This is a genomic window from Burkholderia sp. FL-7-2-10-S1-D7 (assembly GCF_001524185.1).
Lineage (GTDB): Bacteria > Pseudomonadota > Gammaproteobacteria > Burkholderiales > Burkholderiaceae > Burkholderia > Burkholderia diffusa.
The window spans coordinates 37,489-59,144 of record NZ_LOWY01000079.1 but is presented as its reverse complement, the minus strand read 5'-3'; the positions used below and the strand labels follow the sequence as shown (position 1 = coordinate 59,144).

Annotated in this window: 24 protein-coding genes; 9 read left to right on the top strand and 15 right to left on the bottom strand. The window is 66.1% G+C overall.

The genetic code is table 11. The features are described 5' to 3' along the window. Positions 1-98 precede the first annotated feature (98 nt). From WS75_RS24155 to WS75_RS24105, 11 genes are all read right to left on the bottom strand, one after another. The gene (locus WS75_RS24155; RefSeq protein WP_059683964.1) at positions 99-536 is read right to left on the bottom strand and encodes an Lrp/AsnC family transcriptional regulator; all 438 of its coding nucleotides are present in this window, start codon (positions 534-536) and stop codon (positions 99-101) included. Next, the gene (locus tag WS75_RS24150) at positions 533-1,462 is read right to left on the bottom strand and encodes a homocysteine S-methyltransferase family protein (RefSeq protein ID WP_059683962.1); all 930 of its coding nucleotides are present in this window, start codon (positions 1,460-1,462) and stop codon (positions 533-535) included. Before WS75_RS24150 ends, WS75_RS24155 begins: the two co-directional genes overlap by 4 nt. Before the next feature lie 104 nt (positions 1,463-1,566). Next, positions 1,567-2,736: a trans-sulfuration enzyme family protein gene (locus tag WS75_RS24145; protein ID WP_059683960.1), complete on the bottom strand. Its 1,170-nt coding sequence runs from the start codon at positions 2,734-2,736 to the stop codon at positions 1,567-1,569. 44 nt (positions 2,737-2,780) lie between these two features. Beyond that, positions 2,781-3,476, bottom strand: coding sequence for an ABC transporter permease (locus WS75_RS24140; protein ID WP_082729723.1), 696 nt, complete (start codon positions 3,474-3,476; stop codon positions 2,781-2,783). 13 nt (positions 3,477-3,489) lie between these two features. Continuing rightward, positions 3,490-4,173 carry an ABC transporter permease gene (locus WS75_RS24135; RefSeq protein ID WP_257129443.1) on the bottom strand — a complete coding sequence of 228 codons (684 nt, stop codon included), beginning with the start codon at positions 4,171-4,173 and terminating at the stop codon, positions 3,490-3,492. A 66-nt stretch (positions 4,174-4,239) separates the two neighbouring features. Next, positions 4,240-5,019, bottom strand: coding sequence for a transporter substrate-binding domain-containing protein (locus WS75_RS24130; protein WP_059683955.1), 780 nt, complete (start codon positions 5,017-5,019; stop codon positions 4,240-4,242). Positions 5,020-5,051: 32 nt separating this feature from the next. Continuing rightward, on the bottom strand, positions 5,052-5,849 hold the full coding sequence (locus tag WS75_RS24125) for an ABC transporter ATP-binding protein (RefSeq protein WP_059683953.1): 798 nt from the start codon (positions 5,847-5,849) through the stop codon (positions 5,052-5,054). 80 nt (positions 5,850-5,929) lie between these two features. Further along, on the bottom strand, positions 5,930-7,360 hold the full coding sequence (locus WS75_RS24120; RefSeq protein ID WP_059683945.1) for an aldehyde dehydrogenase family protein: 1,431 nt from the start codon (positions 7,358-7,360) through the stop codon (positions 5,930-5,932). Continuing rightward, positions 7,357-8,436 (bottom strand): homoserine dehydrogenase, encoded by a 1,080-nt coding sequence (locus tag WS75_RS24115; protein ID WP_059683940.1) that lies wholly within the window; start codon positions 8,434-8,436, stop codon positions 7,357-7,359. Before WS75_RS24115 ends, WS75_RS24120 begins: the two co-directional genes overlap by 4 nt. Before the next feature lie 150 nt (positions 8,437-8,586). Further along, complete coding sequence (locus tag WS75_RS24110; protein ID WP_048021211.1) at positions 8,587-9,084, bottom strand: Lrp/AsnC family transcriptional regulator; 498 nt, start codon at positions 9,082-9,084, stop codon at positions 8,587-8,589. A 31-nt stretch (positions 9,085-9,115) separates the two neighbouring features. Further along, positions 9,116-9,796, bottom strand: coding sequence for a hypothetical protein (locus tag WS75_RS24105; RefSeq protein WP_059683937.1), 681 nt, complete (start codon positions 9,794-9,796; stop codon positions 9,116-9,118). Between the two features lie 36 nt (positions 9,797-9,832). Here WS75_RS24105 and WS75_RS33835 point away from each other — a divergent pair, with 36 nt between their 5' ends. Next, on the top strand, positions 9,833-10,048 hold the full coding sequence (locus WS75_RS33835) for a hypothetical protein (protein WP_156429876.1): 216 nt from the start codon (positions 9,833-9,835) through the stop codon (positions 10,046-10,048). Here WS75_RS33835 and WS75_RS24100 read toward each other — a convergent pair. Further along, on the bottom strand, positions 10,024-10,944 hold the full coding sequence (locus tag WS75_RS24100) for a LysR family transcriptional regulator (RefSeq protein ID WP_059683934.1): 921 nt from the start codon (positions 10,942-10,944) through the stop codon (positions 10,024-10,026). The two genes, WS75_RS33835 and WS75_RS24100, sit on opposite strands and share 25 nt — an antisense overlap. An 81-nt stretch (positions 10,945-11,025) precedes the next feature. Here WS75_RS24100 and WS75_RS24095 point away from each other — a divergent pair, with 81 nt between their 5' ends. The 8 genes from WS75_RS24095 to WS75_RS24060 all read left to right on the top strand — a co-directional run bounded on the left by WS75_RS24095 (position 11,026) and on the right by WS75_RS24060 (position 18,322). After that, complete coding sequence (locus WS75_RS24095) at positions 11,026-11,976, top strand: ketopantoate reductase family protein (protein ID WP_059683992.1); 951 nt, start codon at positions 11,026-11,028, stop codon at positions 11,974-11,976. Continuing rightward, positions 11,973-12,365, top strand: a complete 393-nt coding sequence (locus WS75_RS24090) for a VOC family protein (RefSeq protein ID WP_059683932.1) — start codon at positions 11,973-11,975, stop codon at positions 12,363-12,365. Before WS75_RS24095 ends, WS75_RS24090 begins: the two co-directional genes overlap by 4 nt. Before the next feature lie 2 nt (positions 12,366-12,367). Then, the gene (locus tag WS75_RS24085; RefSeq protein WP_059683929.1) at positions 12,368-12,826 is read left to right on the top strand and encodes a MaoC family dehydratase; all 459 of its coding nucleotides are present in this window, start codon (positions 12,368-12,370) and stop codon (positions 12,824-12,826) included. Then, the gene (locus WS75_RS24080; RefSeq protein WP_059683927.1) at positions 12,826-14,046 is read left to right on the top strand and encodes a CaiB/BaiF CoA transferase family protein; all 1,221 of its coding nucleotides are present in this window, start codon (positions 12,826-12,828) and stop codon (positions 14,044-14,046) included. The genes WS75_RS24085 and WS75_RS24080 overlap by 1 nt, the downstream gene beginning before the upstream one ends. Next, positions 14,046-14,879, top strand: a complete 834-nt coding sequence (gene aroE / locus WS75_RS24075; protein ID WP_059683987.1) for a shikimate dehydrogenase — start codon at positions 14,046-14,048, stop codon at positions 14,877-14,879. The genes WS75_RS24080 and aroE overlap by 1 nt, the downstream gene beginning before the upstream one ends. Before the next feature lie 19 nt (positions 14,880-14,898). Next, positions 14,899-15,342, top strand: coding sequence for a type II 3-dehydroquinate dehydratase (gene aroQ / locus WS75_RS24070; protein WP_059683990.1), 444 nt, complete (start codon positions 14,899-14,901; stop codon positions 15,340-15,342). 183 nt (positions 15,343-15,525) lie between these two features. Further along, positions 15,526-16,953 carry an MFS transporter gene (locus WS75_RS24065; protein WP_059683925.1) on the top strand — a complete coding sequence of 476 codons (1,428 nt, stop codon included), beginning with the start codon at positions 15,526-15,528 and terminating at the stop codon, positions 16,951-16,953. A 136-nt stretch (positions 16,954-17,089) separates the two neighbouring features. Then, the gene (locus WS75_RS24060; RefSeq protein ID WP_059683984.1) at positions 17,090-18,322 is read left to right on the top strand and encodes an MFS transporter; all 1,233 of its coding nucleotides are present in this window, start codon (positions 17,090-17,092) and stop codon (positions 18,320-18,322) included. On the opposite strand, the gene WS75_RS33830 is transcribed toward WS75_RS24060, so the two are convergent. The 3 genes from WS75_RS33830 to WS75_RS24050 form a co-directional block, all read right to left on the bottom strand. Beyond that, complete coding sequence (locus WS75_RS33830) at positions 18,311-18,463, bottom strand: hypothetical protein (RefSeq protein ID WP_156429875.1); 153 nt, start codon at positions 18,461-18,463, stop codon at positions 18,311-18,313. The genes WS75_RS24060 and WS75_RS33830 overlap by 12 nt on opposite strands. Positions 18,464-18,566: 103 nt before the next feature. Then, complete coding sequence (locus WS75_RS24055; protein ID WP_373558514.1) at positions 18,567-19,745, bottom strand: AraC family transcriptional regulator; 1,179 nt, start codon at positions 19,743-19,745, stop codon at positions 18,567-18,569. Then, the gene (locus tag WS75_RS24050) at positions 19,745-21,379 is read right to left on the bottom strand and encodes an AMP-binding protein (protein WP_059683921.1); all 1,635 of its coding nucleotides are present in this window, start codon (positions 21,377-21,379) and stop codon (positions 19,745-19,747) included. The genes WS75_RS24055 and WS75_RS24050 overlap by 1 nt, the downstream gene beginning before the upstream one ends. Positions 21,380-21,656: the final 277 nt, after the last annotated feature.

The following is a 21,656-nucleotide window of genomic DNA, read 5'->3' as shown; positions in this document are numbered from 1 at the left end:
GCCGCTCCAGCGCCGCGTGGCTTCGATACGCCGACACGGACGCCGAACCGGGCGACGAGCAGCCCCCCACCTGCCCTTTTCCCATTGCGCCGGTTGAGTCAGCGCTTGTGGACAACGGAGTCGAGCACGAAACTGGTCGTCATGTTTTGCACGCCGTCCATCGCGCTGATCGTTGCCCAGATGTCGCTGATGCGCTCGTGTGTGGCCGCCTCGATCTGCACCAGCAAATCGACCTCGCCGCTGAGGACCGCGCAATCGCGCACCTCGGCGATTCGCTCGAGCGCGGCGAGCACGTCCGCGCCGCGCATCCGGTCCTTGCGATACACGAGCATCACGGCGCGCACCGGCACGACATCGTCGGGCACTGCGAGCCGCACCGTATAGCCTGCGATGACGTTCAGCGCTTCGAGCCGGTCGATCCGGTTCCGGACCGCCTGCCTGGACAGACCGATCCTGTCGGCCAACACCGCGAGCGGAATCCGCGCATCGGCGCACAATGCGTCGATTATCTTCTGGTCCAGGCCGTCGATCTTCATTGGCCGAATCCGGTGTGCCCGGCGCCGCGCGCATCGACCATGTCGCGCAATGCCGCGATGTGGCCGGGGCCGATTCCGCAACACCCGCCGACGATCCGCGCGCCCAGCGCAAGCCACTGCTCTGCCCATCTTGCATAGCCGGGCGGATCGATGTCGCCGCGCAGGCCGTCGAGCTCCTCGTTCGCGCGCGCATCGGCGCGCTGAGGCGGAAACGCGTTCGCATAGGCGCCGATCACGAGCGACGTTCCCGCTCCCGCGAGCGTGCGCTGCGCCGTCTCGATCGCCGCACCCATCACTTCCGGCTGGCTGCAGTTGAACAGCAGCGCGGTCGCGCGCGCGGACACGGCGGCGTCGATCGCTTCGTCGAGCGTTTGTCCCGATCGTAGTACCGGCGCGGCACCTGCATCGACGTCGTCGCGCAGCGTGAACGAGACCCACAGCGGCTTCGGATTCGCATCGAGCGCACGCCGGACCGCGCCGATCTCGTCGGTCAGGCTCTGCGTCTCGGCCAGCCACAGGTCGACGTATGGATCGAGCCCATCGACGAGCGTCGCCAGGATCGCATCCGCGCGCGCTGCGTCGAACAGGTCGGGGCGGTAGGAACCGCCGGTCGGCGGAAGCGATCCTGCGACGCGCACCGGCCGCCCCACGCGGTCCGCCGCTTGCCGCGCGAGTTGCCCGGCAAGGGCCGCGAGCGCGACACCGTCGCGACGGAACCGCTCCTCGCCGATATGGAACGGTACGACCGCATAGCTGTTCGCGGTGATCACGTCGGCACCCGCCGCGATGAATGCGTCGTGCGCAAGGCCGACGTAATGCGGCGCTTCCATCAGCGCGAGCGCCGACCATTCCGGCTGTCTGAACGGCGCGCCCATCCGCGCCAGTTCGCGGCCCATGCCGCCGTCGAGTACCGTGATGTCATCCATAGTCCGTGCTCCGTCGTTGCAATCCGCGCATCTCGTGCGCGAATCGATTCAAAGGCCGGCGCGACGCGCGAGGGGCGTCGATCGAGCGTGCGCGCGGGCCCGTGTCAGATCTGCTCCAATGCTTGCGCGACATCGCTTTTCAGGTCGTCGATGTGCTCGATGCCAACCGAATAGCGAATGAAATTGAGCGGGATGTCGGCAGCGCGCATCTGCTCCGCCGACATCGTGCCCGCCCACATGGATGCCGTATGGATCGCGAGCGAATCGACGCCGCCGAGATTGCCTGCATTCAGCGGCAAGCGCAGCGCCTCGACAAAGCGCTGCGCTTCGCCGTAGCTGCCCCGCACACCGAACGCGACCACGCCGCCGAAACCGCGCATCTGCCGGCTTGCGAGCCCATGCTGCGGATGGCTGCGCAGGCCCGGATAGAACACGCGCTCGATCTTCGGGTGAGCTTCGAGGAATTCGGCGAGCGCCTGAGCGTTCGCGTTGATCCGCTCGACGCGCATCGGCAGCGTGCGCAGCCCGCGCAGCAGCAGCCACGCGTCCATCGGCGACAGCACCGCCCCGAGCGTGATGTGCGTATGCCAGATCTGCTCGGCGAGCACGCGGCTCGTGCAGATCACGCCGCCCGTCAGGTCGTGATGGCCGCCCAGATATTTGGTCGCGCTGTGCACGACGATGTCGACACCGAGCCGGTGCGGCTGCTGATTGATCGGCGACGCGAACGTGTTGTCCGCGAGCGTGAGGATGCCGCGGGCTCTTGCGATTTCGGTCACCGCGGCGATGTCGGTCACGAGCAGCAGCGGATTGACCGGCGACTCGAGCACGATCAGCCGCGTGTTCGGCCGGATCGCGCGATCGAACGCGGCCACGTCCGTCTGGTCGACGAACGTCACCTCGACGCCGAACCGGCGAAGCATGTCGTCGAGCAGCTTCGTGGTGCTCATGTAATGACGCGTCTGGCCGACCACATGATCGCCGGCCTTCACGACACTGAGGATCGCGGTCGCGATCGCGCCCATTCCGGATGCCGTGACGAGCGCGGTCTCGGTGCCCTCGAGTTCCGCCATGATCGCCTTCACGCGCTCGTGAACCGGATTGCCGTAGCGCGTGTAGTTGCGCGGATGCTGCGGCACGCTCGACATCTCCGCGAATTCCTCGCTGCCGGCGGCCTTGAATACCGCCGAATAGTGGATCGCCGGTGCGACCGACTTTTCGTCGGTCACGTCGCGGTCCGCGGCGAGCGCCAGCGTTTCAAGCTTGTATCCCATATCGTCCTCGGATCGTTCGTTGTGTCGCGTTCATGCGGCGCCCGTCAGGCACGCACGCTGCCCAGATGGCGATTCAGCAGACCTTCGACGCGTTTGAGCGCGGTCGAAAGCACAGCCGTGATACCGACGTACACGATGCCGGCCAGCATCAGCGCGTCGGTCGTATAGGTTTCGATGGAGATGCGTCGCGCGACACCGGTCAGGTCGAGCACGGTGATCGTGCTGGCAAGCGCGGTCGACTTCAGCTGCAGCACGATCTCGTTGCCGAGCGTCGGTGCGACGATGCCGATCGCGCGCGGCACGATCACGAACCAGGTGAGCATGAAGCGGCTCATCCCGAACGCGAGCGCGGCTTCCTTCTCGCCGGCGGGGACGCCGGCAATTCCGCCCCGGATGTCTTCCGCCATGTAGGCCGCGAGATTGAGCGTCAGCGCGCACAACGCACACGAGAACGATCCGCCGACCAGCAGCCACAGAGGCGATGCACGCACGATCGAGAACTGCGCGAGCCCGTAATACAGCACGAAAATCTGCACCAGCAGCGGCGTGCCGCGAAACACCGACATGAACAGGCGGCTCGGAATCGACAACCACCGGCACGCCGACGTGCGCGCGACAGCCAGCGGCACCGCGAGCGCGAACGCAAGGGTGCATGACAGCACCAGCAGCTCGAGCGTGATCCCTATGCCGCGCGCGACGTCCGGGCCGGACTGCTCGATGAGGGAAAGAAAGTCGTTCATCACATGGCCCTCTTCAGGTGCGTTTTGCGTAACCGCGGCCCGCGATGCGCTCGAGCCATGCGAACACGGGGTTGGATGCGGCGAGAAAGCCGAAATAGACGAGTCCGACCGTCACGTAGAAGACGAACGGCTGCTTGGTGAACTGCGCGGCGATGTTGGCCTTGCGCAACATGTCCTCGAGCCCGACGATCGACACCAGCGACGTGTCCTTCAGCAGGTTCTGCCACATGTTGTTCAGGCTCGGCAGGCAGATGCGCCATGCCTGCGGCAGCCGCACGTACCACAGTGTCTGCAGGCGTGTCATCCCGTACGCGCGCGCGGCCTCGATCTGTCCGGCCGGCACCGCGATGAACGCGCCGCGGAACATCTCCGACGAGTAGGCGCCGAACACCACCGCGAGCGCGATCACGCCGGCGGAGAACGGGCTGATGACCAGAGCGCCATCGAATTGCGCGTTGAGCAGATGCGACAGCCCGAAGTAGCAGATCAACAGGATCAGGAACTCGGGAATGCCGCGCAGGAAATTGGTCAGCGCATAGGTCGCATGCCTGAGCCACCCCAGGCTCGACAGTTTTGCCGACGCACCGGCGATGCCGAGCAGCATGCCGGCGCACAGCGCGGCGACTGCAAGCTCCAGCGTGACGAGCGCGCCAGCCGCGATCTGCGCACCGTAGTTCATCAAGATGTCCATCGTCATGTCGCTCCGTGTAAGACGCGGATCGCGCAGGCCGCCGTCCGGCGCCCGCGCGGTGCCGATGCGCGGTTATTGCGGCGCGATGCTGAACGGGAAATAGCGCTTGTTGGCCGCGGCGAACGTGCCATCCGCCTGCACCTGCGCGATACCCTTGTCGAACAGCGCCTTCAACGGCGCGTCGCCCTTGCGTACCGCGATCGCCGTACCGTCGCCGAAGATCTCCGCATCGGCGATCGGCTTGCCGACGAAGTCGAAGCCCTCCTTCCTGCCGGCCTTCGTCAACCAGTCGTACGCGACCGTGTTGTCGGCAAACACCGCATCGACGCGCCCGGCCGCGAGATCGAGCCACGCCTCGTCGAGCGTCTGATAGACCTTCACGTTGATCCCCGACTTGCTCGCCGGCAGGCGGCGGCGCAGATAGGATTCGTGCGTCGATGCCGTCTGAACGCCGATCGTCTTGCCGCGCAGCGAGGCGGCGTTGTCCGTGATGCCCGAGCCCTGCTTCGCGACGAGCTGCACGGGCGCCGTCGTGAAAATGCGCGTGAAGTCCACCGACTGCTCACGCTCCGGCGTCTTCGACATTTGCGCGAGCACCGCATCGATCTGCTTCGCCTTGAGTGCCGGAATCAGCGCGTCGAAATCCATCGTCACCCACTGGCACTTGACCTTCATCGCGTCGCACATCTTCTTGCCGATGTCGATCTCCATGCCCTGCAGCTTGCCGGACGCATCCTTGTATTCGAACGGCGCGTAATCGGCGAGCGTGCCGACCCGCACGACCTGCTCGGCATGCGCGACCGAACCGAGCAATGCCGCGCCCACGCACAGCGACTGAAGCAGCTTTTTCATGATTTCCCCCTCCGGTTGACATTGAATCCGCATCAGATGATGCTGGACAGAAACTTCTGGAAACGCGGCGATTTCTGGCTCGCGAACACCTCGTCAGGACTGCCGTCTTCCTCGATTCGCCCCTGGTGGACGAACACGACGCGGTTCGCGACTTCGCGCGCAAATCCCATCTCGTGCGTGACGACGAGCATCGTGCGTCCCTCGTCCGCCAGCGAGCGCATCACCTTCAATACTTCGCCGACGAGCTCCGGATCGAGCGCCGACGTCGGCTCGTCGAACAGCATCACGTCGGGGTCGGTCGCGAGCGCTCGTGCAATCGCGACGCGTTGCTGCTGGCCGCCCGACAGCTGGTTCGGATAGTGTTCGCACTTGCCGGCGAGCCCGACCCGTTCGAGCATCGCGATCGCCTTGTCGCGGGCGTCGCGCTTCGGCACGCCGAGCACGCGCACCGGCACGAACATCACGTTCTGCAGCACGGTCATGTGCGCCCAGAGATTGAACTGCTGGAACACCATCGCAAGCTTGCGGCGCACGCGCATCACCTGCCGCGCGTCGGCCGCGACGAGCGCGCCGTCGCGGCCTGCCTGTTTCAGCGCGAGCGTTTCGCCATTCACGCAGATCCGGCCACGGTCGGGCATTTCCAGCAAGTTGATGCACCTGAGAAACGTGCTTTTTCCCGACCCGCTGCTGCCGAGGATCGACACGACCTCATGATTCTTCGCAGTCAGCGAGATGCCCTTCAGCACCTCGACACCGCCGAACGACTTGTGAATATCCTCGACCACCAGCGCGTCCGCCGCCGGTTTGCATGCAGGAATTGCTGCTGGCATCCTCGACTCCTTCTTCGATACGTTGCTCACACCGCTCCGGTTCGCGCCGCGCCGGCCCGCGAGGGGCCCGCGCCTGCGCATCAGCTCGACAGCCGCCGGTTGCGCCTGAAGCAGACCACCTTCGGCTGCGTCATTTCCGTCATCGCGAACCGAACGCCTTCGCGGCCCAGCGACCCATGCTTGAATCCGCCGAACGGCATGCCGTCGAAGCGGTAATCGGACGAATCGTTGATCATCACGCCGCCCGCCTGCAGGCGCTCGGCCGCGCCGAGCGCCACCTCCAGGCGGTTGGTGAACACGCCTGCATGCAGGCAGCTCTCCGACGCGTTGGCCGCGTCGAGTGCCTGCTGCAGGTCGGTGAATTTCTCGATGGTCACGACCGGCGCGAATACCTCGTCGGTCCATACACGCGCGTCGTGCGGCACATCCGCGAGCACCGTCGGTTCATACAGCGCCCCGCGCCGCCGATGGCCGGTCAGCACCGTCGCACCGCCCGCGACTGCTTCGTCGACCCAGCGCTCGATGCGCGTCGCCTGTTCCTCGCCTATCATCGGCCCCATGTCGGTCGCGTCGTCCAGCGGATCGCCGACGATCATCCTGCCGGTCAGTTCGACGAAATACCGCACGAACGGCTCGTACGCGGCCTCGGCGACGAAGATCCGCTGCGTGCCGATGCAGTTCTGTCCCGCGGCCCAGAACGCGCCCGACACGCACGATTCGGCGGCATCCTTCAGGTCGCAGTCGGCCATGACGATCACCGGCGCATTTCCGCCCAGGTCCATCGCGATCTTCTTGAGCCCCGCATCGCGCGTGATGGCCTCGCCGGTCTGCGGGCCACCGGTAAAGGTCACCATCCGGATCCGCCGGTCGCGCACCAGAGCGGACGCGATATCCGCGCCGCCGTGCACGATCTGCAGCGCGGCGCGCGGCGCACCGGCTTCCCACAGGACCTCGACGAGCGCCTGTGCGGAAAGCGGCGCGAGCAACGAGGGTTTCAGGATGACCGCATTGCCGGTCGCGATCGCCGGCCCGAGCTTGTGTGCGACGAGGTTCAACGGGTCGTTGAAAGGCGTGATCGCGAGAATCACGCCCAGCGGTTCCAGCGTGTAGTAGCCGCTGCGATCCTCCGAGCCGGGATACCCGTCGAACGGGATCGTCTCGCCGTTGAGTCGTTTCGCTTCCTCGCCCGACAGGCGCAGCGTGTTCACGCAGCGCGCGACTTCCTTGCGGGCCTGCCGCAGCGGCTTGCCCGCTTCAAGCGCGATCGTGCGTGCGAACGTCTCCGCTTGTGCCTCCACGCTCACGGCTGCGCGAAACAGGATGTCGGCCCGCTGGCTGCGCGGCATGGTTGCGGCCGCGCGCGCGCCGTCGAGCGCGCGCTCGACGAGGACCGGCGCTGCATCGGCTCGCGCCAGACGAACCTGACCGACGATCGAGCCGTCATACGGCGACCGAACATCGGCTACGCCGGCTGCCGTGCAGTTGCTCATCACCGCATCGCGCGCGCTCATGCCGCCACCTCGTGCGAGGCTGCGCCAATCCTGTCCGCCAGTTCGATCAGGTCGGAGAGGATCGCGAACGCCGTTTCCTCGCGGCCGGCACCCGGCCCGCTGATCGTCACGCCGCCGAGCACGTCGGTGTCGAACGTGATCGCATTCGTCACGCCGCTCGCGGCAAGCAGCGGATGGCCGGCCGGGAGCTTGCGCGGTTCGACGCTCGCGGTCACGGTGCCGTCCGGATGGCGGGTGGCGGATCCGATCAACCGCCAGGACATGCGCTCCGCCGCCGCTGCGCGCACGTCGTGCTCGGTCAGTTCCACGATGCCGCGGCAGGTCACGTCGCTACGCTTGAGGCCGGCATTCCACAGTGCGTTCGCCAGAATGACGACTTTCAGCTGTACGTCAGAACCGTTGACGTCGGCCGCCGGGTTCGCCTCCGCATAGCCGCGCTGCTGCGCATCCCGGATCGCCGCATCGAAGCTCGCGCCGGCCTCGACCTCACCGAGCACGTAATTCGACGTGCCGTTCAGGATGCCGGCGAAGCCGTGGATGTCGCAGCCGCGCAGCGACGTCGCGAGCTGCCGCAGCACCGGCGTGCCGCTCATCACCGTGCCCTCGTACATCACACAAGCACCCGATTGCGCGGCGATCCGCGCCAGTGCCGGCTGCGCGAGCGCGATCGGCCCCTTGTTGGTCGTGATCACGTGCTTGCCGCATTCGAGCGCGGTACGGCAATGCGACAGCGCGGGCTCACCGGTGTTCGGATCGGTGAAGGTCGCCTCGATGACGACATCCACGTGATCCGACGCGATGGCCTTCAGCACCGCGCCGAAGCCAACGTCCGGCGACACCAGCGTGCCGGGATCGCGACGCAGCGCTTCGGCATCGACGCCCCGCCGAGCGGTTTCGTCGAGGACGTCCAGCGCGATACCGCGAGGATTCGTCGCGATCCCGAGCCGCAGGTCGGCGACCATCGTCACCGATACGTCGAGTCCCGCCGCACCCAGCATCGCACGCTTCTTTTTGAGCAAATCGACGAGTCCCTGATTGACTCCGCCGAAACCGACCAGTGCCAGTTTGAGTTCCATCTTGATCTTCTCCTGTTCATTGACGACACGACACAGGTTAGTTATGCGAATCGATTTTCAAATTAGGCGTTTCGCCCGATTCAAGTCATCATCCGTTGCGGTTTGTCATGCGGGACGGACGGATCGCCCGTCCCGCGCGAAACGAGTACGTCAGGTGGCCGGCGGTTCGTCGTCGCCGTCCTTGTCGACCGGCACGAACAGCCCGACCTTGACCGCGCTCAGCACGACATTCGTGTTGATCCGGCGGATCATCGGATTGCTCTGCATGATTCGCGCGGACAGTCGGTCGTATGCCTCGACGTCGTGCGCGGTGATGATCGCGATCAGGTCGACGGAGCCGGTCACGTAATAGATCTGCTGGATTTCGTCATGCGCCTTCGACCACTCGCGGAACCGGGCGACCGTCTCGTAGTTTTCGCGTTCGATCTCGATCGCCGCGATGAACGTCATCGGCCTGCCGACCGCCGCGCGGTCGACCACCGCGATTTCCGCCGAAATGATCTTTTCGGTGCGCATGCGCTTCAGCCGCTTTTGCACGGCCGACGTGGACAGGCCGATCCGTTCGGCGATGGCATCCGCAGTCGCGGTGCAATCGCGCTGGACGATATTCAGGATCTTGCGGTCGAAGGAGTCGAGTGCGTCGGTCATGGCGTGGCCTGCCGGAGAACGGGTGTTTGCGTCAAAGATAGAAAGGGCGCGCCGATCTGAGCCCGACCAGATGCCGGACACGGTCGAACGCGGTAACGAGTGTTTCGCGCCACTGCGCCGCCGGCCCACAGATACGCACCGGTGCGAAATGGATCGTATCCACACCCGCAGGAATTCGGAACGGACGCTCGATGCCATCGTCCGATTCGGTCACGAGTGCGGTGCCGTCGACTTCGGTCAGGCTCATCATCAGATGGGCGGATGCAGTCGCACCAAGCAAGTCGCGCAGAGGCGACGCGTTCGCGCACAACTGTTCAAGCAGCGGCAACTCGTAAGCGCCGGGCCACCAGGTGTCGTGCTCGTCGAGCCACGGGCCGACGCCCGGCATGCCGACCATCTCGAGGACGCGGTCCGCCCCGAGATGCGCATAGGCGCGACACCGGCCGGCCCCGTCGGTCGACGAGCGCGCCAGCCAGCCGCCGGCGCTCGGGACAGGCTCCGTCAACACGACGTTCGCAGGCTTCAGTCGGCCGAGCGCTTCAGCCGCGCTTGCAGCGGATCGGTGCCCTTCGCGGGACCGCTGCGCGTGCTCCGGGACGATCCTGCACACCCACTTGGGACCATCCTGCAACGCGGCCGGGACGTCGCCGGCCCGGACTTGAGCGGTTCGCCTGCGGGCGTGTTCAACGATGACGATTGGCGTGTCCGGCATACAACTCTCTCGTGCTTGCGGGGCCGCGGCGCAGCGATGCTGGCGCGCTTCATGGTTTGGCCGACGATGTTGAGGCTGGAGAAATCATATCGCCTCGATGCGACTGAAAAAATCTCAACCGTATCGAACATCGACGCAAAACGTCGAAAAACGCCGCTCGACGGACGTTTTGCATCCAGCCAGGCGCCGGGCAGGCTGGCGTCCCTCGCGAACGCCAGAGCCGCAGGTCACTGCGATGCACCGAACAGTTGAATCACGACGCCGCGCAGCCACCGGTTGCCTGCCTCATGGTGATATCGCGCATGCCAATGCTGCCGTACCGCGAACCCGTCGACCGGGATCGGACACGCATGAACCGCCAGATCACTCGCCTGAGCCAGTGTCTGGCCGATATGACGGGGGAGCGTCGTGATCAGGTCGGTCGTCTGGACGATCGCACCCAAACCCAGAAAACCCGGCAACTCCAGCACGACGTCTCGCTCGATGCGCGCCTGCCGCAGCGCCTGTTCGAGGAGTTGCGCCCCGGTTCCCGCGGTAATGGCGACATGTCCTTCGGAACGGTACTGCCTGGCCCCGAGCCGGCCGCGAATCCTCGGATGATGCCGGTTGGCCAGACATACCCAGTCCTGGTCGTACAGCTTCTGCTGATAAATGCCGCCACCCAGCCACGGCACATAGCCAATCGCGAGATCGGCTTCGCCGGATTCGAGCGCGCGTTCCGTATTGCCGTCGATCCGTGCGACTTCCAGCCGGACGCCGGGCGCCTGCGCCCGGACATGGGCCAGCAACCTTGGAAGCAGCGTGATGTGGCTCGCGTCGGTCATGCAGATACGAAAGCGCCGCTGGGCCGTCGCTGGATCGAACGCGATCTCCCACGCGGTGAAGCGCCGCAGGGATTCGAGAATTTCCCGGCATGGCCCGATCAGCGCATCGGCTTGCGGCGTCGGCGCCATGCCGCCGGGTGTCCGGATGAAGAGCGGATCGTGCAGGTGTTCCCTCAAGTGGCCGAGCCAGATGCTGACCGTCGGCTGGCTCTGGCCCAGTTGCTCGGCGACGCGCGTGACGCTGCGCACGTCGTACAGGAGATCGAACAGCTGAAGCAGCTTCAGGTCGGGCAGGTCGGCGGGCATCGTGGCGTTATTGTCCATAGCAATGATGCCATTGTATCCATTGCATTGTCGGCATGAGCGGCGACTCCTATCGTGATGCCATACGTCAAGGAGAAGCCATTGAAAATAGCAATTCTGGGCGCTGGCGCGCTGGGCTGCGCGATCGGCGCCACCCTTACCCAAGGCGGCCACGAGACCTGGCTGATCGACCGCTCGCCTGCACACGTCGATGCGATGCGCCGTGACGGCCTGCGCGTCGACGACGCGGGCGGCACCCGCCACGTACGCGTCCACGCGACGACTCAGGCTGCCGATGTCGGCGTGGCCGACCTGGTGGTGGTGCTGGTCAAGTCGTTCCAAACCGACGCGGCCATCCGCGGCGCCCAATCGCTGGTGGGTCCGGATACCGCCGTGCTGTCGCTGCAGAACGGCCTCGGACACGAGGACATCCTGATCGACGTCGTCGGCCGCGAGCGCGTCCTCGCGGGCAAGACCTACGTCGGTGGCGTGCTGCGCGGCGCGGGCCATATCGAGTCCGGCGTGATCGGCAAATACACCTATATCGGCGAACTCGACGGCCGCATCACACCGCGCGTGCAGGCAATCGCCGCCGCGTTCGATGCCGCCGGCCTCGCCACGACGATCAGCGACAACATCGTCGGCACGATGTGGGACAAGCTGCTGGTGAATGTCGCGACGGGTGCGCTGACCGGCCTCACCGGCCTCACCTACGGGCAGCTTTACGATGAGCCGCTGCTGAAGGCGACGTCGCTCGCGGCGGTGGCCGAGGCGATCTCGGCGGCGCAGGCCGCTGGCGTCAAGCTGTCGATGACCGATCCGGAACAGGCCTGGACGCTCGCCGCCGAGGGGCTCCCCGCGACCTTCAAGACGTCGATGCTGCAAAGCCTGGAGAAGGGCTCGATCACCGAAATCGACTTCATCAACGGTTCGGTCGTGCGCTGGGGGCAGCGCTACGGCGTGCCGACCCCGGTCAATGCAACGCTCGTCGCCTGCATCAAGGGACTGGAACGCGCGATGGCCGATCGCCAACGGCAGGAGGCCGGCGCATGAATGCCACGAAAGCCTATCTCGAACACGTCGCGATCTGGGTGAAGGACATCCGCTGGCACATCCGCTTCTTCGAGGAAGTGCTCGGCATGACGCTGCGCGAAGTGGACGGCACGCTCGACGCGCCGCGGCAGTACTGGACGCTCGGCGGCCTGCAGTTCATCCACGCGCCGGAACACGATGGCCCGGAAGGCCGGCTCGCGCATCTCGGCGTGATGTGCGAAGACCTGGAAGCCGCGCTGGCCGCGGCACAACGGTTCGGCGTGTCGGAGATGCCGCAAGGGCGGAACTGGCTTCGCCTGCCCGACGGCCTCGCCGTCGAACTGATCCAGGCCCGGCCGGCTTCCTGCGTCGCGCAGGCACTGGCGATCAACCCGCGCGCGGAGGCATGACCATGACGATCGTCGAGAAATACTGGGACGACGCCCGCGAGGGCGACACGTGCACGAGCCCGACCTACATCGTGACCAAGGAGCGCATTCTCGCGTACGCCGACCTCACCGGCGACCATACGCCCGTCCACGTGGACGAGGAATACGCCAACGCGAGCCATTTCGGATGCCTCGTCGCGCACGGGCTGTTCGGCTTGTCCATCGCCGACGGCCTGAAGACGCAGAGCGACTATCGCTTTCTGCCGGGCATGTCGCTCGGCTGGAGCTGGGATTTCCTGCTGCCGATCAAGGTCGGCGACGTGCTGCACGTGAAGTTCCGCGTCGGCTCGATGCGGGCCAGCAAGAGTCGCCCGGATTGGGGCATCGTCGTGCTGCCGTCGGAGCTGATCAATCAGGACGGTCAGGTCGTTCAACGCGGCGAGCATCGCCTGATGGTGCCGCGCCGCCCGGAGGCACTGTAATGCAGGCTCGCCCACTCGAAGGCATTCGCGTCATCGACTACAGCCACTTCCTTGCCGGTCCGTATGTCGGGCGCTGTCTCGCGGCGCTCGGCGCCGAAGTCATCAAGGTCGAGCGCCCCGGATCGGGCGACGCCGGACGCCAGCACGCGACCGTGCTCGACGACCAGCAAAGCGGCTACTTCCTGCAGCTCAACATGGGCAAGCGCGGCGTGAGCGTCAACATGAAGGACGCGCGCGGCAAGGCGTTCATGCAGCAGCTGTGCGACTCCGCCGACGTGTTCATCGAGAACTATCGGCCGGGCGCACTGGACAAGCTCGGGCTCGGCTATGCCGAACTGTCGGCGCGCAATCCGGGCCTCGTCTACTGTTCGATTTCGGCGTACGGGCACACCGGTCCGGACGCGCATCGCGCAGGCTTCGGGCTGATCGCGGAAGCCAAGAGCGGAATCATGCAGATGGTGGGCACGCCGGGTGAGCGGCCGCCGCTGCTGCGCATCTCGCTCGGCGACATGTACACCGGCATTCATGCGGTCGCGGCCATCAACGCCGCGCTGCTGGGGCGCGTGAAGAGCGGCCGCGGGCAACACATCGACATGGCGCTGTACGACACGCTGGTATCGATGCACGAATATGCGGTGCAGTGCTACACGCTGCAGGGCGTGCTGCCCGAGCAGACCGGGCACGACATGCCGACCTCCACACTCTATGGCGTGTTCCGTGCCGCGGACGGCGATCTCGTGATCGCCGCACAAGTCGACGACGCGTGGAAACGCTTCGCCGAGCTGATCGCGACGCACGGCGGCCCGTCGGACTTCGGCGCCGACACACGGTTTCACGACAGCACCGGGCGCAACGCGCACCGCGCGGAGATTCTGTCGGTGGTCGAGCCGTGGGTGGCCGCGCGTTCCGTCGCGTCGGTGCTCGATCTGCTCGACGGCATCGACGTGCCGTGCGCGAAGGTGCAGCGCATCGACGAGGTATTGAACGATCCGCAGATCCAGGCGAGAGGCATGGTGGTCGAGCAACAGCATCCGCGCTACGGGACGCTGCGCCTGCCCAACCTGCCGTTCCGGTTTTCCGATTGCGATACGACGATTCGCGACGTCGCGCCCGACCTCGGGCAGCACAACGCGGAAGTCGCGCGCTCCCTCGGGTTCGATTCGGCGGAAATCGACGCGATGCAGGCCGACGGCGTCCTCTATTCAAAAGCGAGCCAATGATGACCGACCAATACGCGGTGATCGGCAATCCGATCGGGCACACGAAATCCCCACTGATTCACGGCTTCTTCGCGCAGCAGACGCGTCAGGACATCAGCTATACGCCCATCGAGGGGCCCGTCGAGCCGGCAGGCGCTTTCGCCGCCGCGGTTCGTGCCTTCTTCGAGGGCGGCGGCAAGGGCATCAACGTCACGGCGCCGTTCAAGCTCGACGCGTTCGCGATGTCGGACGAACGCAGCGAGCGGGCACAGCTCGCGGGCGCGGCCAACGCGCTCAAGTTCGACGGCGGCCGCATCCTGGCCGACAACTTCGACGGCATCGGCCTGGTTCGCGATATCGAGGTGAACCTCAATCTGCCGATGGCCGGCAAGCGTGTCCTGGTGCTCGGTGCGGGCGGCGCGGCACGCGGCGCGCTTTTGCCGTTCCTCGAAGCCGGACCGGCTGAACTGGTCATCGCGAATCGCAACGTCGACAAGGCGCGCGCCTTGGTCGCGCAGGTTGCCGGACGCGGTCCGCTCGTTGCCGGCGGCTACGCAGACCTCGCACGGATGGGGCGTTTCGACCTGGTCGTCAATGCGACGTCGGCGAGCCTGACCGGCGACCTGCCGCCGGTCCCGCCGAGCGTGTTCAGTCCGACCGGCACCGCCTACGAACTTGCATACGGCAAGCGTCTGACGCCGTTTCTCCGGCTCGCGAAAAACGCAGGCGTACACGGCATTGCGGATGGTGTCGGCATGCTGGTCGAGCAGGCGGCCGAAGCGTTCGCATGGTGGCGCGGCGTACGCCCCGAGACCAGTTCGGTGATCGATCGGCTGGCCGTGCCCTTTGATTGAACACGCGATGGAGATTCGCATGAAGAAGATCCTGATGCTGCACGGCATCAATCACAACATGTTCGGCAAGCGCGACCCCGCACAGTACGGGACGATCACGCTCGCGCAGATCGACGCACGGCTGCAAGGGCTGGCGGAGGAACTGGGCGTACAGGTGGAATCGTTCCAGACGAACAGCGAAGGCGCGATGTGCGAGCGCATTCATCGCGCCTTCGAGGAACGCCAGGATGCGGTGCTGATCAACGCCGGGGCATGGACGCATTACAGCTACGGCATTCGCGATGCCCTTGCCATCCTCACGTGCCCGATCGTCGAACTGCACATGTCCAACATTCATGCGCGCGAGCCGTTCCGGCATCACTCCGTCCTGGCCGAGATCGTCAGCGGGCAGATTTGCGGTTTCGGTGTCCAAAGCTATCTGCTGGCGCTGAGGGCCGCGGTTTCGGCGCTCGGCGAGGAATGACCGATTCCCGCATCGGCTACCGATGCGGGATCGACGCACATGCGCAACCGTTCCGCGGTTGTTCGCCGTGCGTCGTATCGATGGGCCTCGGTCCGGTCACACAACGGAGTCGATACATCGGGCAGTGACGACTCCCGCATCACCCGCGTTGCCCGGCACACATATCAATATCTGGAGACGACGATGACCACGACCTTGCGGGACGAGCCCCGGGGCAGGCACCAATCGAGAAAAGCCGCCGCCAGCGGCTGGATCGGCTCGGTGCTCGAATACTACGATTTCTTCATCTACGCCACGGCATCGGCGCTGATCTTCCCGCAGATATTCTTTCCGCACGGGAGCCCCACGACAGCCATCATCGCGTCGCTGGCCACTTACGGTGTCGGCTATGTGTCGCGCCCGATCGGCGCGTTCGTGCTGGGCCATCTCGGCGACACGCGCGGACGGAAAACCGTCCTGCTTTTCTGCATGTTCCTGATGGGCATCTCGACCGTCGGCGTCGGCCTCCTGCCGACCTATCAGCAAGCCGGGCTGATCGCGCCGGCATTGCTGGTGATGCTTCGCCTGCTGCAAGGTTTCGCCGTGGCCGGCGAGATCACCGGCGCGAGCTCGATGATCCTGGAACACGCGCCGTTCGGTCGGCGCGGATACTTCGTCAGCTTCACGCTACAGGGCGTGCAGGCCGGGCAAGTGCTGGCCGCCGCCGTGTTCCTGCCGCTCGCCTACTACATGCCGTCCGCGCAATTCGACAGCTGGGGCTGGCGCATTCCGTTCCTGCTGAGTGCGCTGGTCATCGTTGCGGGTTTGATCATTCGTCGCGAGGTCGACGAGTCGCCGGCCTTCGATGAAGCGGTACGCAACCGATCGCAAGCCGGCTCGCCCGTTGCCGACGCTTTCAAGCACCACTTTCCCGACATGGTGCGCGTTGCCTGCATGTCGATGATGAACGTGATTCCGGTCGTCGCCACCATCTTCGGCGCAGCCTATGCGGTCCAGCCAGCGTATGGGATCGGATTCCAGAAAGATGTCTATCTCTGGATCACGGTGGTGGGCAATATCGTTGCGATGATCGTGATTCCGTTCGTCGGCAACCTGTCCGACAAGGTCGGACGCCGCCCGCCGATCATCGTCGGCTCGCTGGCGGCCGGCCTGCTCGCGTTCGCCTACCTGTATGCGATCAGCATCCGCAACGTGCCGCTCGCATTCGTGATGTCGATGCTCATGTGGGGTGTGGTGTACCAGGGCTACAACGCGGTATTTCCCGCCTTTTACCCGGAACTCTTCCCGACCCGCACGCGCGTCTCGGCGATGGCAATCGCGCAGAACCTCGGCACCGCGGCCACGGCGATGCTGCCCGCCCTGTTCACGGCAGTCGCGCCGCCTGGAGGGCACCACGTCTGGCTGATCGTCGGCGCGATCGCGTTCGGCATCACCGTGATTGCGTCGCTCGCGGCCGCGAGCGCACGCGAGACCCATCGTGTCCACATGAACGACCTGGGGCGAGCGAACGCTCAACCGGTCGACAAGGCGGAATACGATCGGCTGCGCGTGGACGCGATGGCGCGCCATCGCATCGTGCGCGAACACGTGCCAGGATCCCTGGGCAGCTAGCCAGCGCTCGACGGGGCGTCGTGTTCGGCGCCCCTTCCGCCGAGCATTTCCAGCTTGCTGCCGCGCCCTCACCGGCAGCGCGAACGTGCGTTGCCGCTGTCTTCACCCGATGCCTGATACCGTGCCGAAAACCGTCATGCCGGACACCACGCGCCCTGCCCGCCTGAACTTCGCGCTCATGCTGCCGCTTCTGCTGGCGGCCCAGCCGGTGGCGACCGACAGTTACCTGCCGGCGCTGCCTGAAATCGCCGCAACTCTGGGGTCCGCCAGCGTCAGCCTCACGGTTTTCGCATTGATATTCGGTATCGGGCAATTGCCGATGGGGAGTCTTTCGGACCGATACGGCCGCCGCCCCGTGTTGCTGAGCGGCCTGGCGCTCTATGCGCTGGCAGCGCTCGCGGCGGCGCTCGCTTCGAGCGCAGCGATGCTGGTAGCCGCTCGCGCGATGCAGGGCTTTGCCATGGCCGCGATCCTGGTATGCGCGCGCGCGACGGTGCGCGACCGGTATTCGGCGGCCGATGGCCCGTACGTGATGGCACGTGGTTTCATGGGAATGGGGATGATGGCGTTCCTCGCGCCGATTCTCGGTGCGTACGTCACGCAGCAGGCCGGATGGCGATGGGTGCTCGCGGGGATGAGCCTGTATGCATTCGGGCTGCTCGTCATGTGCTGGTACGGCTTCGAGGAAAGCTACACCAGAATCGCTTCGAGCCGCGGCTCGATCCGGGACGTGCGCGAGATATTCGGCAATGCCACGTTCCGGGTATGGGCGCTGCTGGCCGCGTCGACGTACACCGGCATGTTCTGCTTTCTGTTGCTGTCTCCCGCAATCTACATCCGGTATCTCGGCCTCTCGCCCCAGCGATATGGCTGGATACCGGCGAGCGGTACGTTCGTCTATGTCCTGAGTACGTATGGCTGCCGCCTGTTGCTGCGACGTCAGAGCATGCTGCGAACGGTACGACAAGGCGCGACGTTGAGCCTCTCCGGCGCGGTGATTCAGGCATTGGGGTGCGCGCTGCTTCCCGGCAGCATCTGGCCGCTGCTCGTGGGGCATGGCGTGTATTGCCTCGGCCACGGGATCCATCAGCCATGCGGGCAGGCAGGGGCTGTCAGCAGCCTGCCTCATCTCGCGGGCCGCGCGGTGTCGTGGTCCGGCTTCATCATGATGTTCTTCGCTTTCAGCGCGGGACAGACGGCAGCCGTTTTCACCGATCCGCGCTATCAACTGGGCGCGTGGCCAATGGTGGTGCCGATGCTCGTCGTCGGTGTGATGCTGGTAACGATCGCGTTTGCCTGGCTGCCGAAAATCACCCACGCGACTTCGATCGGCAGGCAATCCGGCGCATCGGCGCGTTCATGCAGCTGACCGGGCTGCCAGGCCGACGCGCTCGCCCGGTCCGTCGAATTCGTCGAGCGTGACGTGACGCCGCCCGCTCGTGACGGCGAACGACGCGATGTGGACGATCTTCGCGATGCGCCATTCGCGACACGACAAGCGCAACAGCATGCCGCACGCATGATGACGCGTGACGATGGGGAGCCGTCCATGGGAGCGCGCGAAGGATGCCGGTTATGGGAGCGGAATTGAAATCGCGTTTGAAAAACCCGCGCTACGCGCGCCGCCGGTAAGTCCCCGGCGTGCTGCCCGTCCAGTGACGGAACGCGCGATGGAACGCGCTCGGATCGTCGAAGCCGATATCGGCGCCGATCGCGGCGATCGTGTCGAGCGTATCGGTGAGCCGCTGGATCGCGATGTCGCGCCGCAGTTCATCCTTGAGCGCCTGGAACGTCGTGCCTTCCGAGGCCAGGTGGCGGCTCAGCGTGCGCACCGAACAATGCAGATGCTCGGCCGCCTGGTCGATCACCGGCAGGTCGGGCAGCGCCGCCGACAGGTATTGCCGCACGCGATGGCACACGAGCTGTTCGCTGAACGATTCGAAGATCCAGTCGCCGGGCGCGCGCGCGAGGAACTTGCGCAGGTTGCGCTTGCTTTGCCGGATCGGCGCGTCGAGATAGTCGGCGCTGAAGCGCATCAGCGTGCGTTCGCAGTCGAACTGCACGGAGCCGGTGAAGAAGTACAGGTGTTCGACCGCATGGCGCGGCCGCGGGCACGCGAACTCGATCTGCAGCAGCGGGATCTTCTGCCCGATCAGCCAGGAACACACGCCGTGCACGAGTTTGAGCATCAATTCCTGGCCGAGCGCGCCGATCGGGCCCATGGCCGGGTTCGGCCGCAGCAGCACCTGCGCGACCAGACCGTCGCGCTTCGATTCGACGAAGAAGTCGTCGAGCAGGATATGGAAGAACTGGCCGAAACGATGCAGCGCCGTTTCGAGGTTGCGCGCATCGAGCAGGCTCAGGCAGAGGTACTTCAGCGTGCCGCCGCGCAGCGGGCGCGAGAAGATGCCGGGCATCTCGTCGTCGAGATCGATCGCGAGCGTGCGGTACAGCGTCGAGAACTGCTCTTCCGTCACGCGCGCATGCGGCTCGCCGAGCAGCTCGAGCGGGATGCCGGCCCCGCGCAGGTAGCGCTCGACCACGTCGCGCCGCGCGCCGGCGCTCGCCAGAAAACCGTTGACGAGCGAGATCGGCACCGTCGCGCTCGGCGACGGCAGCGCATGCCCTGGCCGGGCGGAAGGTGAGTCTGAACCGGTCATCGCGTCCCCGTCAGTCGAACCGCTCGCATTGTACTTGAGCGGCCCGGACTGGGCCTTCGGGGCCTTTGGAGCTTTCGTGGCTATCGGCGTGCCGGCCCGCGCGCCGACGGGCGCGCGGCGCTTCGGCGCCATCAGTCGGCGCGGCTGAGTTCCCGGCGCAGGATCTTGCCGACCGTCGACTTCGGCAGCCGCTCGACCAGGCGGATCAGCTTCGGCACCTTGTAGGCCGCGAGGTTCTCGCGGCAGTGCGCGACGATCTCCGCTTCGGTGACGGCCGCATCCGGCGCAAGCACCACGAACAGCTTGACGGCCTCGCCCGTGCGCTCGTCGGGCACGCCGATACAGGCGCATTCGGCCACGCCCGCCAGCGACGTCGCAGCGGCTTCCACCTCGTTCGGGTACACGTTGAAGCCGGACACGATGATCATGTCCTTCTTGCGGTCGACGATCTTCAGGAAACCGGCCGCGTCGAACACGCCGATGTCGCCGGTGCGGAAGTAGCCGTCGGCGGTGAACGCCGCCGCGTTCGCTTCCGGCTTCTGCCAGTAGCCGCCCATCACCTGCGGCCCCTGCACGCAGATCTCGCCTGCTTCGCCGATCGCCACCTCGCGATCCTGGTCGTCGAGCAGCTTCACGTCGGTCGACGGCAGCGGCAGGCCCGTCGTGCCGGTGAACGCGTCGATCGACTGCGGGTTGAACGTGACCACCGGCGACGTTTCCGACAGCCCGTACCCTTCGCGGATGAAGTTGCCCGTCACCGCCTTCCAGCGCGCGGAGATCACGTCGATCACCGCCGCGCCGCCGCCGGCCGACAGCTTCAGCCGCGACCAGTCCACTTCCTTCAGCCGCGGATGGCCCGCGAGCCCCGCATACAGCGTGTTGACGCCGACGAACACCGACGGCCGCGCCGCCTTCAGCACGTCGATGAAGCCGTCCATGTCGCGCGGGTTCACGACGAGCCAGTTCTCCGCGCCGATCGCGAAGTAGGACAGGAAGTTCACTGTCAGCGCGAAGATGTGATACAGCGGGATCGCCGTGACGACGACCTCCTCGCCCGGCTGACGCGCGGCGGGCACGATCGCCGCGAACTGCTCGATGTTCGCGACGAGATTGCGGTGCGACAGCGCGGCACCCTTCGACAGCCCGGTCGTGCCTCCCGTGTACTGCAGCAGCAGCAGATCGGCGCCGCCGAGCGCGACCGGCTCGAAGGCGAGCGATTCGCCCGCGGCGATCGCGTCCGCGAGCGGAATCGAGCCGGGCGGCAGCGCGTCGCACGCGCCGGCCGGCGCATCGACGACGCCGAGATCGCCGCGCCCGACGCTCAGCACGGTTCGCATGCGCGTCTTGCCGACCACGTCGGCGAACGTGCCCATCGATCCGCCGCACACCACCGCCACGTCGACGCCCGCGTCGTTGAGCTGATGCTCGAGCTCGTGCGCGGTGTAGAACGGGTTCACGTTGACCTGGATCGCGCCAATCCGCGCGAGCGCGACGAACGCCACCGGAAACGCGAGCACGTTGGGCAGCATCACGGCCACGCGGTCGCCCTTGCGCACGCCCACGACCTGCTGCAGGTATGCGGCGAGCGCGGCCGACAGGCGATCGACGTCGGCGTAGGTCAGCGTGCGGCCGAATGCACGGAACGCGGGGCGATCGGCAAAGCGGCGCATCGCTTCGTCCAGCAGCGCGGTTACGGAAGGATGGCGATCGGCATCGATCTCGGCGGGGATCGAGCCGTACGAGCCGATCCAGTGTCTCTTCGTCATGTCCTGCTCCTCGGGGGACGGCGCCGGGCAGCGCCGTTCGCACGGCGGCCCGCGCACCGGATGCGCATGGGCCGTCGCCTGACCGACGACTATCGCCTGCCAACGGTGCTTTGAAAATGATCCGGGCGGTCGAAAAGATGATCGAAACGGACACGCGGGCGCGCGGCGCACCGCCAGCCGCGGCTTGCGCTCGCGCGTCGGTTTGCCGTTGCCGGGCCGTGCAAGCCCATGTGCATCAGGGTGAACCCTATGGCGCGCCCGCGCGTTCCGGCGCAAA

Coding starts and splice junctions, on each gene's coding strand:
- aroE (WP_059683987.1), top strand. CDS start 14,046: ATGACCGACCAATACGCGGTGATCGGCAATCCGATCGGGCACACGAAA.
- WS75_RS24065 (WP_059683925.1), top strand. CDS start 15,526: ATGACCACGACCTTGCGGGACGAGCCCCGGGGCAGGCACCAATCGAGA.
- WS75_RS33830 (WP_156429875.1), bottom strand. CDS start 18,463: ATGCTGTTGCGCTTGTCGTGTCGCGAATGGCGCATCGCGAAGATCGTC.
- WS75_RS24080 (WP_059683927.1), top strand. CDS start 12,826: ATGCAGGCTCGCCCACTCGAAGGCATTCGCGTCATCGACTACAGCCAC.
- WS75_RS24130 (WP_059683955.1), bottom strand. CDS start 5,019: ATGAAAAAGCTGCTTCAGTCGCTGTGCGTGGGCGCGGCATTGCTCGGT.
- WS75_RS24060 (WP_059683984.1), top strand. CDS start 17,090: ATGCCGGACACCACGCGCCCTGCCCGCCTGAACTTCGCGCTCATGCTG.
- WS75_RS24115 (WP_059683940.1), bottom strand. CDS start 8,436: ATGGAACTCAAACTGGCACTGGTCGGTTTCGGCGGAGTCAATCAGGGA.
- WS75_RS33835 (WP_156429876.1), top strand. CDS start 9,833: ATGCTGGCGCGCTTCATGGTTTGGCCGACGATGTTGAGGCTGGAGAAA.
- WS75_RS24085 (WP_059683929.1), top strand. CDS start 12,368: ATGACGATCGTCGAGAAATACTGGGACGACGCCCGCGAGGGCGACACG.
- WS75_RS24100 (WP_059683934.1), bottom strand. CDS start 10,944: ATGGACAATAACGCCACGATGCCCGCCGACCTGCCCGACCTGAAGCTG.
- WS75_RS24135 (WP_257129443.1), bottom strand. CDS start 4,173: ATGACGATGGACATCTTGATGAACTACGGTGCGCAGATCGCGGCTGGC.
- WS75_RS24145 (WP_059683960.1), bottom strand. CDS start 2,736: ATGGGATACAAGCTTGAAACGCTGGCGCTCGCCGCGGACCGCGACGTG.
- WS75_RS24105 (WP_059683937.1), bottom strand. CDS start 9,796: ATGCCGGACACGCCAATCGTCATCGTTGAACACGCCCGCAGGCGAACC.
- WS75_RS24120 (WP_059683945.1), bottom strand. CDS start 7,360: ATGAGCGCGCGCGATGCGGTGATGAGCAACTGCACGGCAGCCGGCGTA.
- WS75_RS24050 (WP_059683921.1), bottom strand. CDS start 21,379: ATGACGAAGAGACACTGGATCGGCTCGTACGGCTCGATCCCCGCCGAG.
- WS75_RS24140 (WP_082729723.1), bottom strand. CDS start 3,476: ATGAACGACTTTCTTTCCCTCATCGAGCAGTCCGGCCCGGACGTCGCG.
- WS75_RS24155 (WP_059683964.1), bottom strand. CDS start 536: ATGAAGATCGACGGCCTGGACCAGAAGATAATCGACGCATTGTGCGCC.
- aroQ (WP_059683990.1), top strand. CDS start 14,899: ATGAAGAAGATCCTGATGCTGCACGGCATCAATCACAACATGTTCGGC.
- WS75_RS24090 (WP_059683932.1), top strand. CDS start 11,973: ATGAATGCCACGAAAGCCTATCTCGAACACGTCGCGATCTGGGTGAAG.
- WS75_RS24055 (WP_373558514.1), bottom strand. CDS start 19,745: ATGGCGCCGAAGCGCCGCGCGCCCGTCGGCGCGCGGGCCGGCACGCCG.
- WS75_RS24110 (WP_048021211.1), bottom strand. CDS start 9,084: ATGACCGACGCACTCGACTCCTTCGACCGCAAGATCCTGAATATCGTC.
- WS75_RS24150 (WP_059683962.1), bottom strand. CDS start 1,462: ATGGATGACATCACGGTACTCGACGGCGGCATGGGCCGCGAACTGGCG.
- WS75_RS24125 (WP_059683953.1), bottom strand. CDS start 5,849: ATGCCAGCAGCAATTCCTGCATGCAAACCGGCGGCGGACGCGCTGGTG.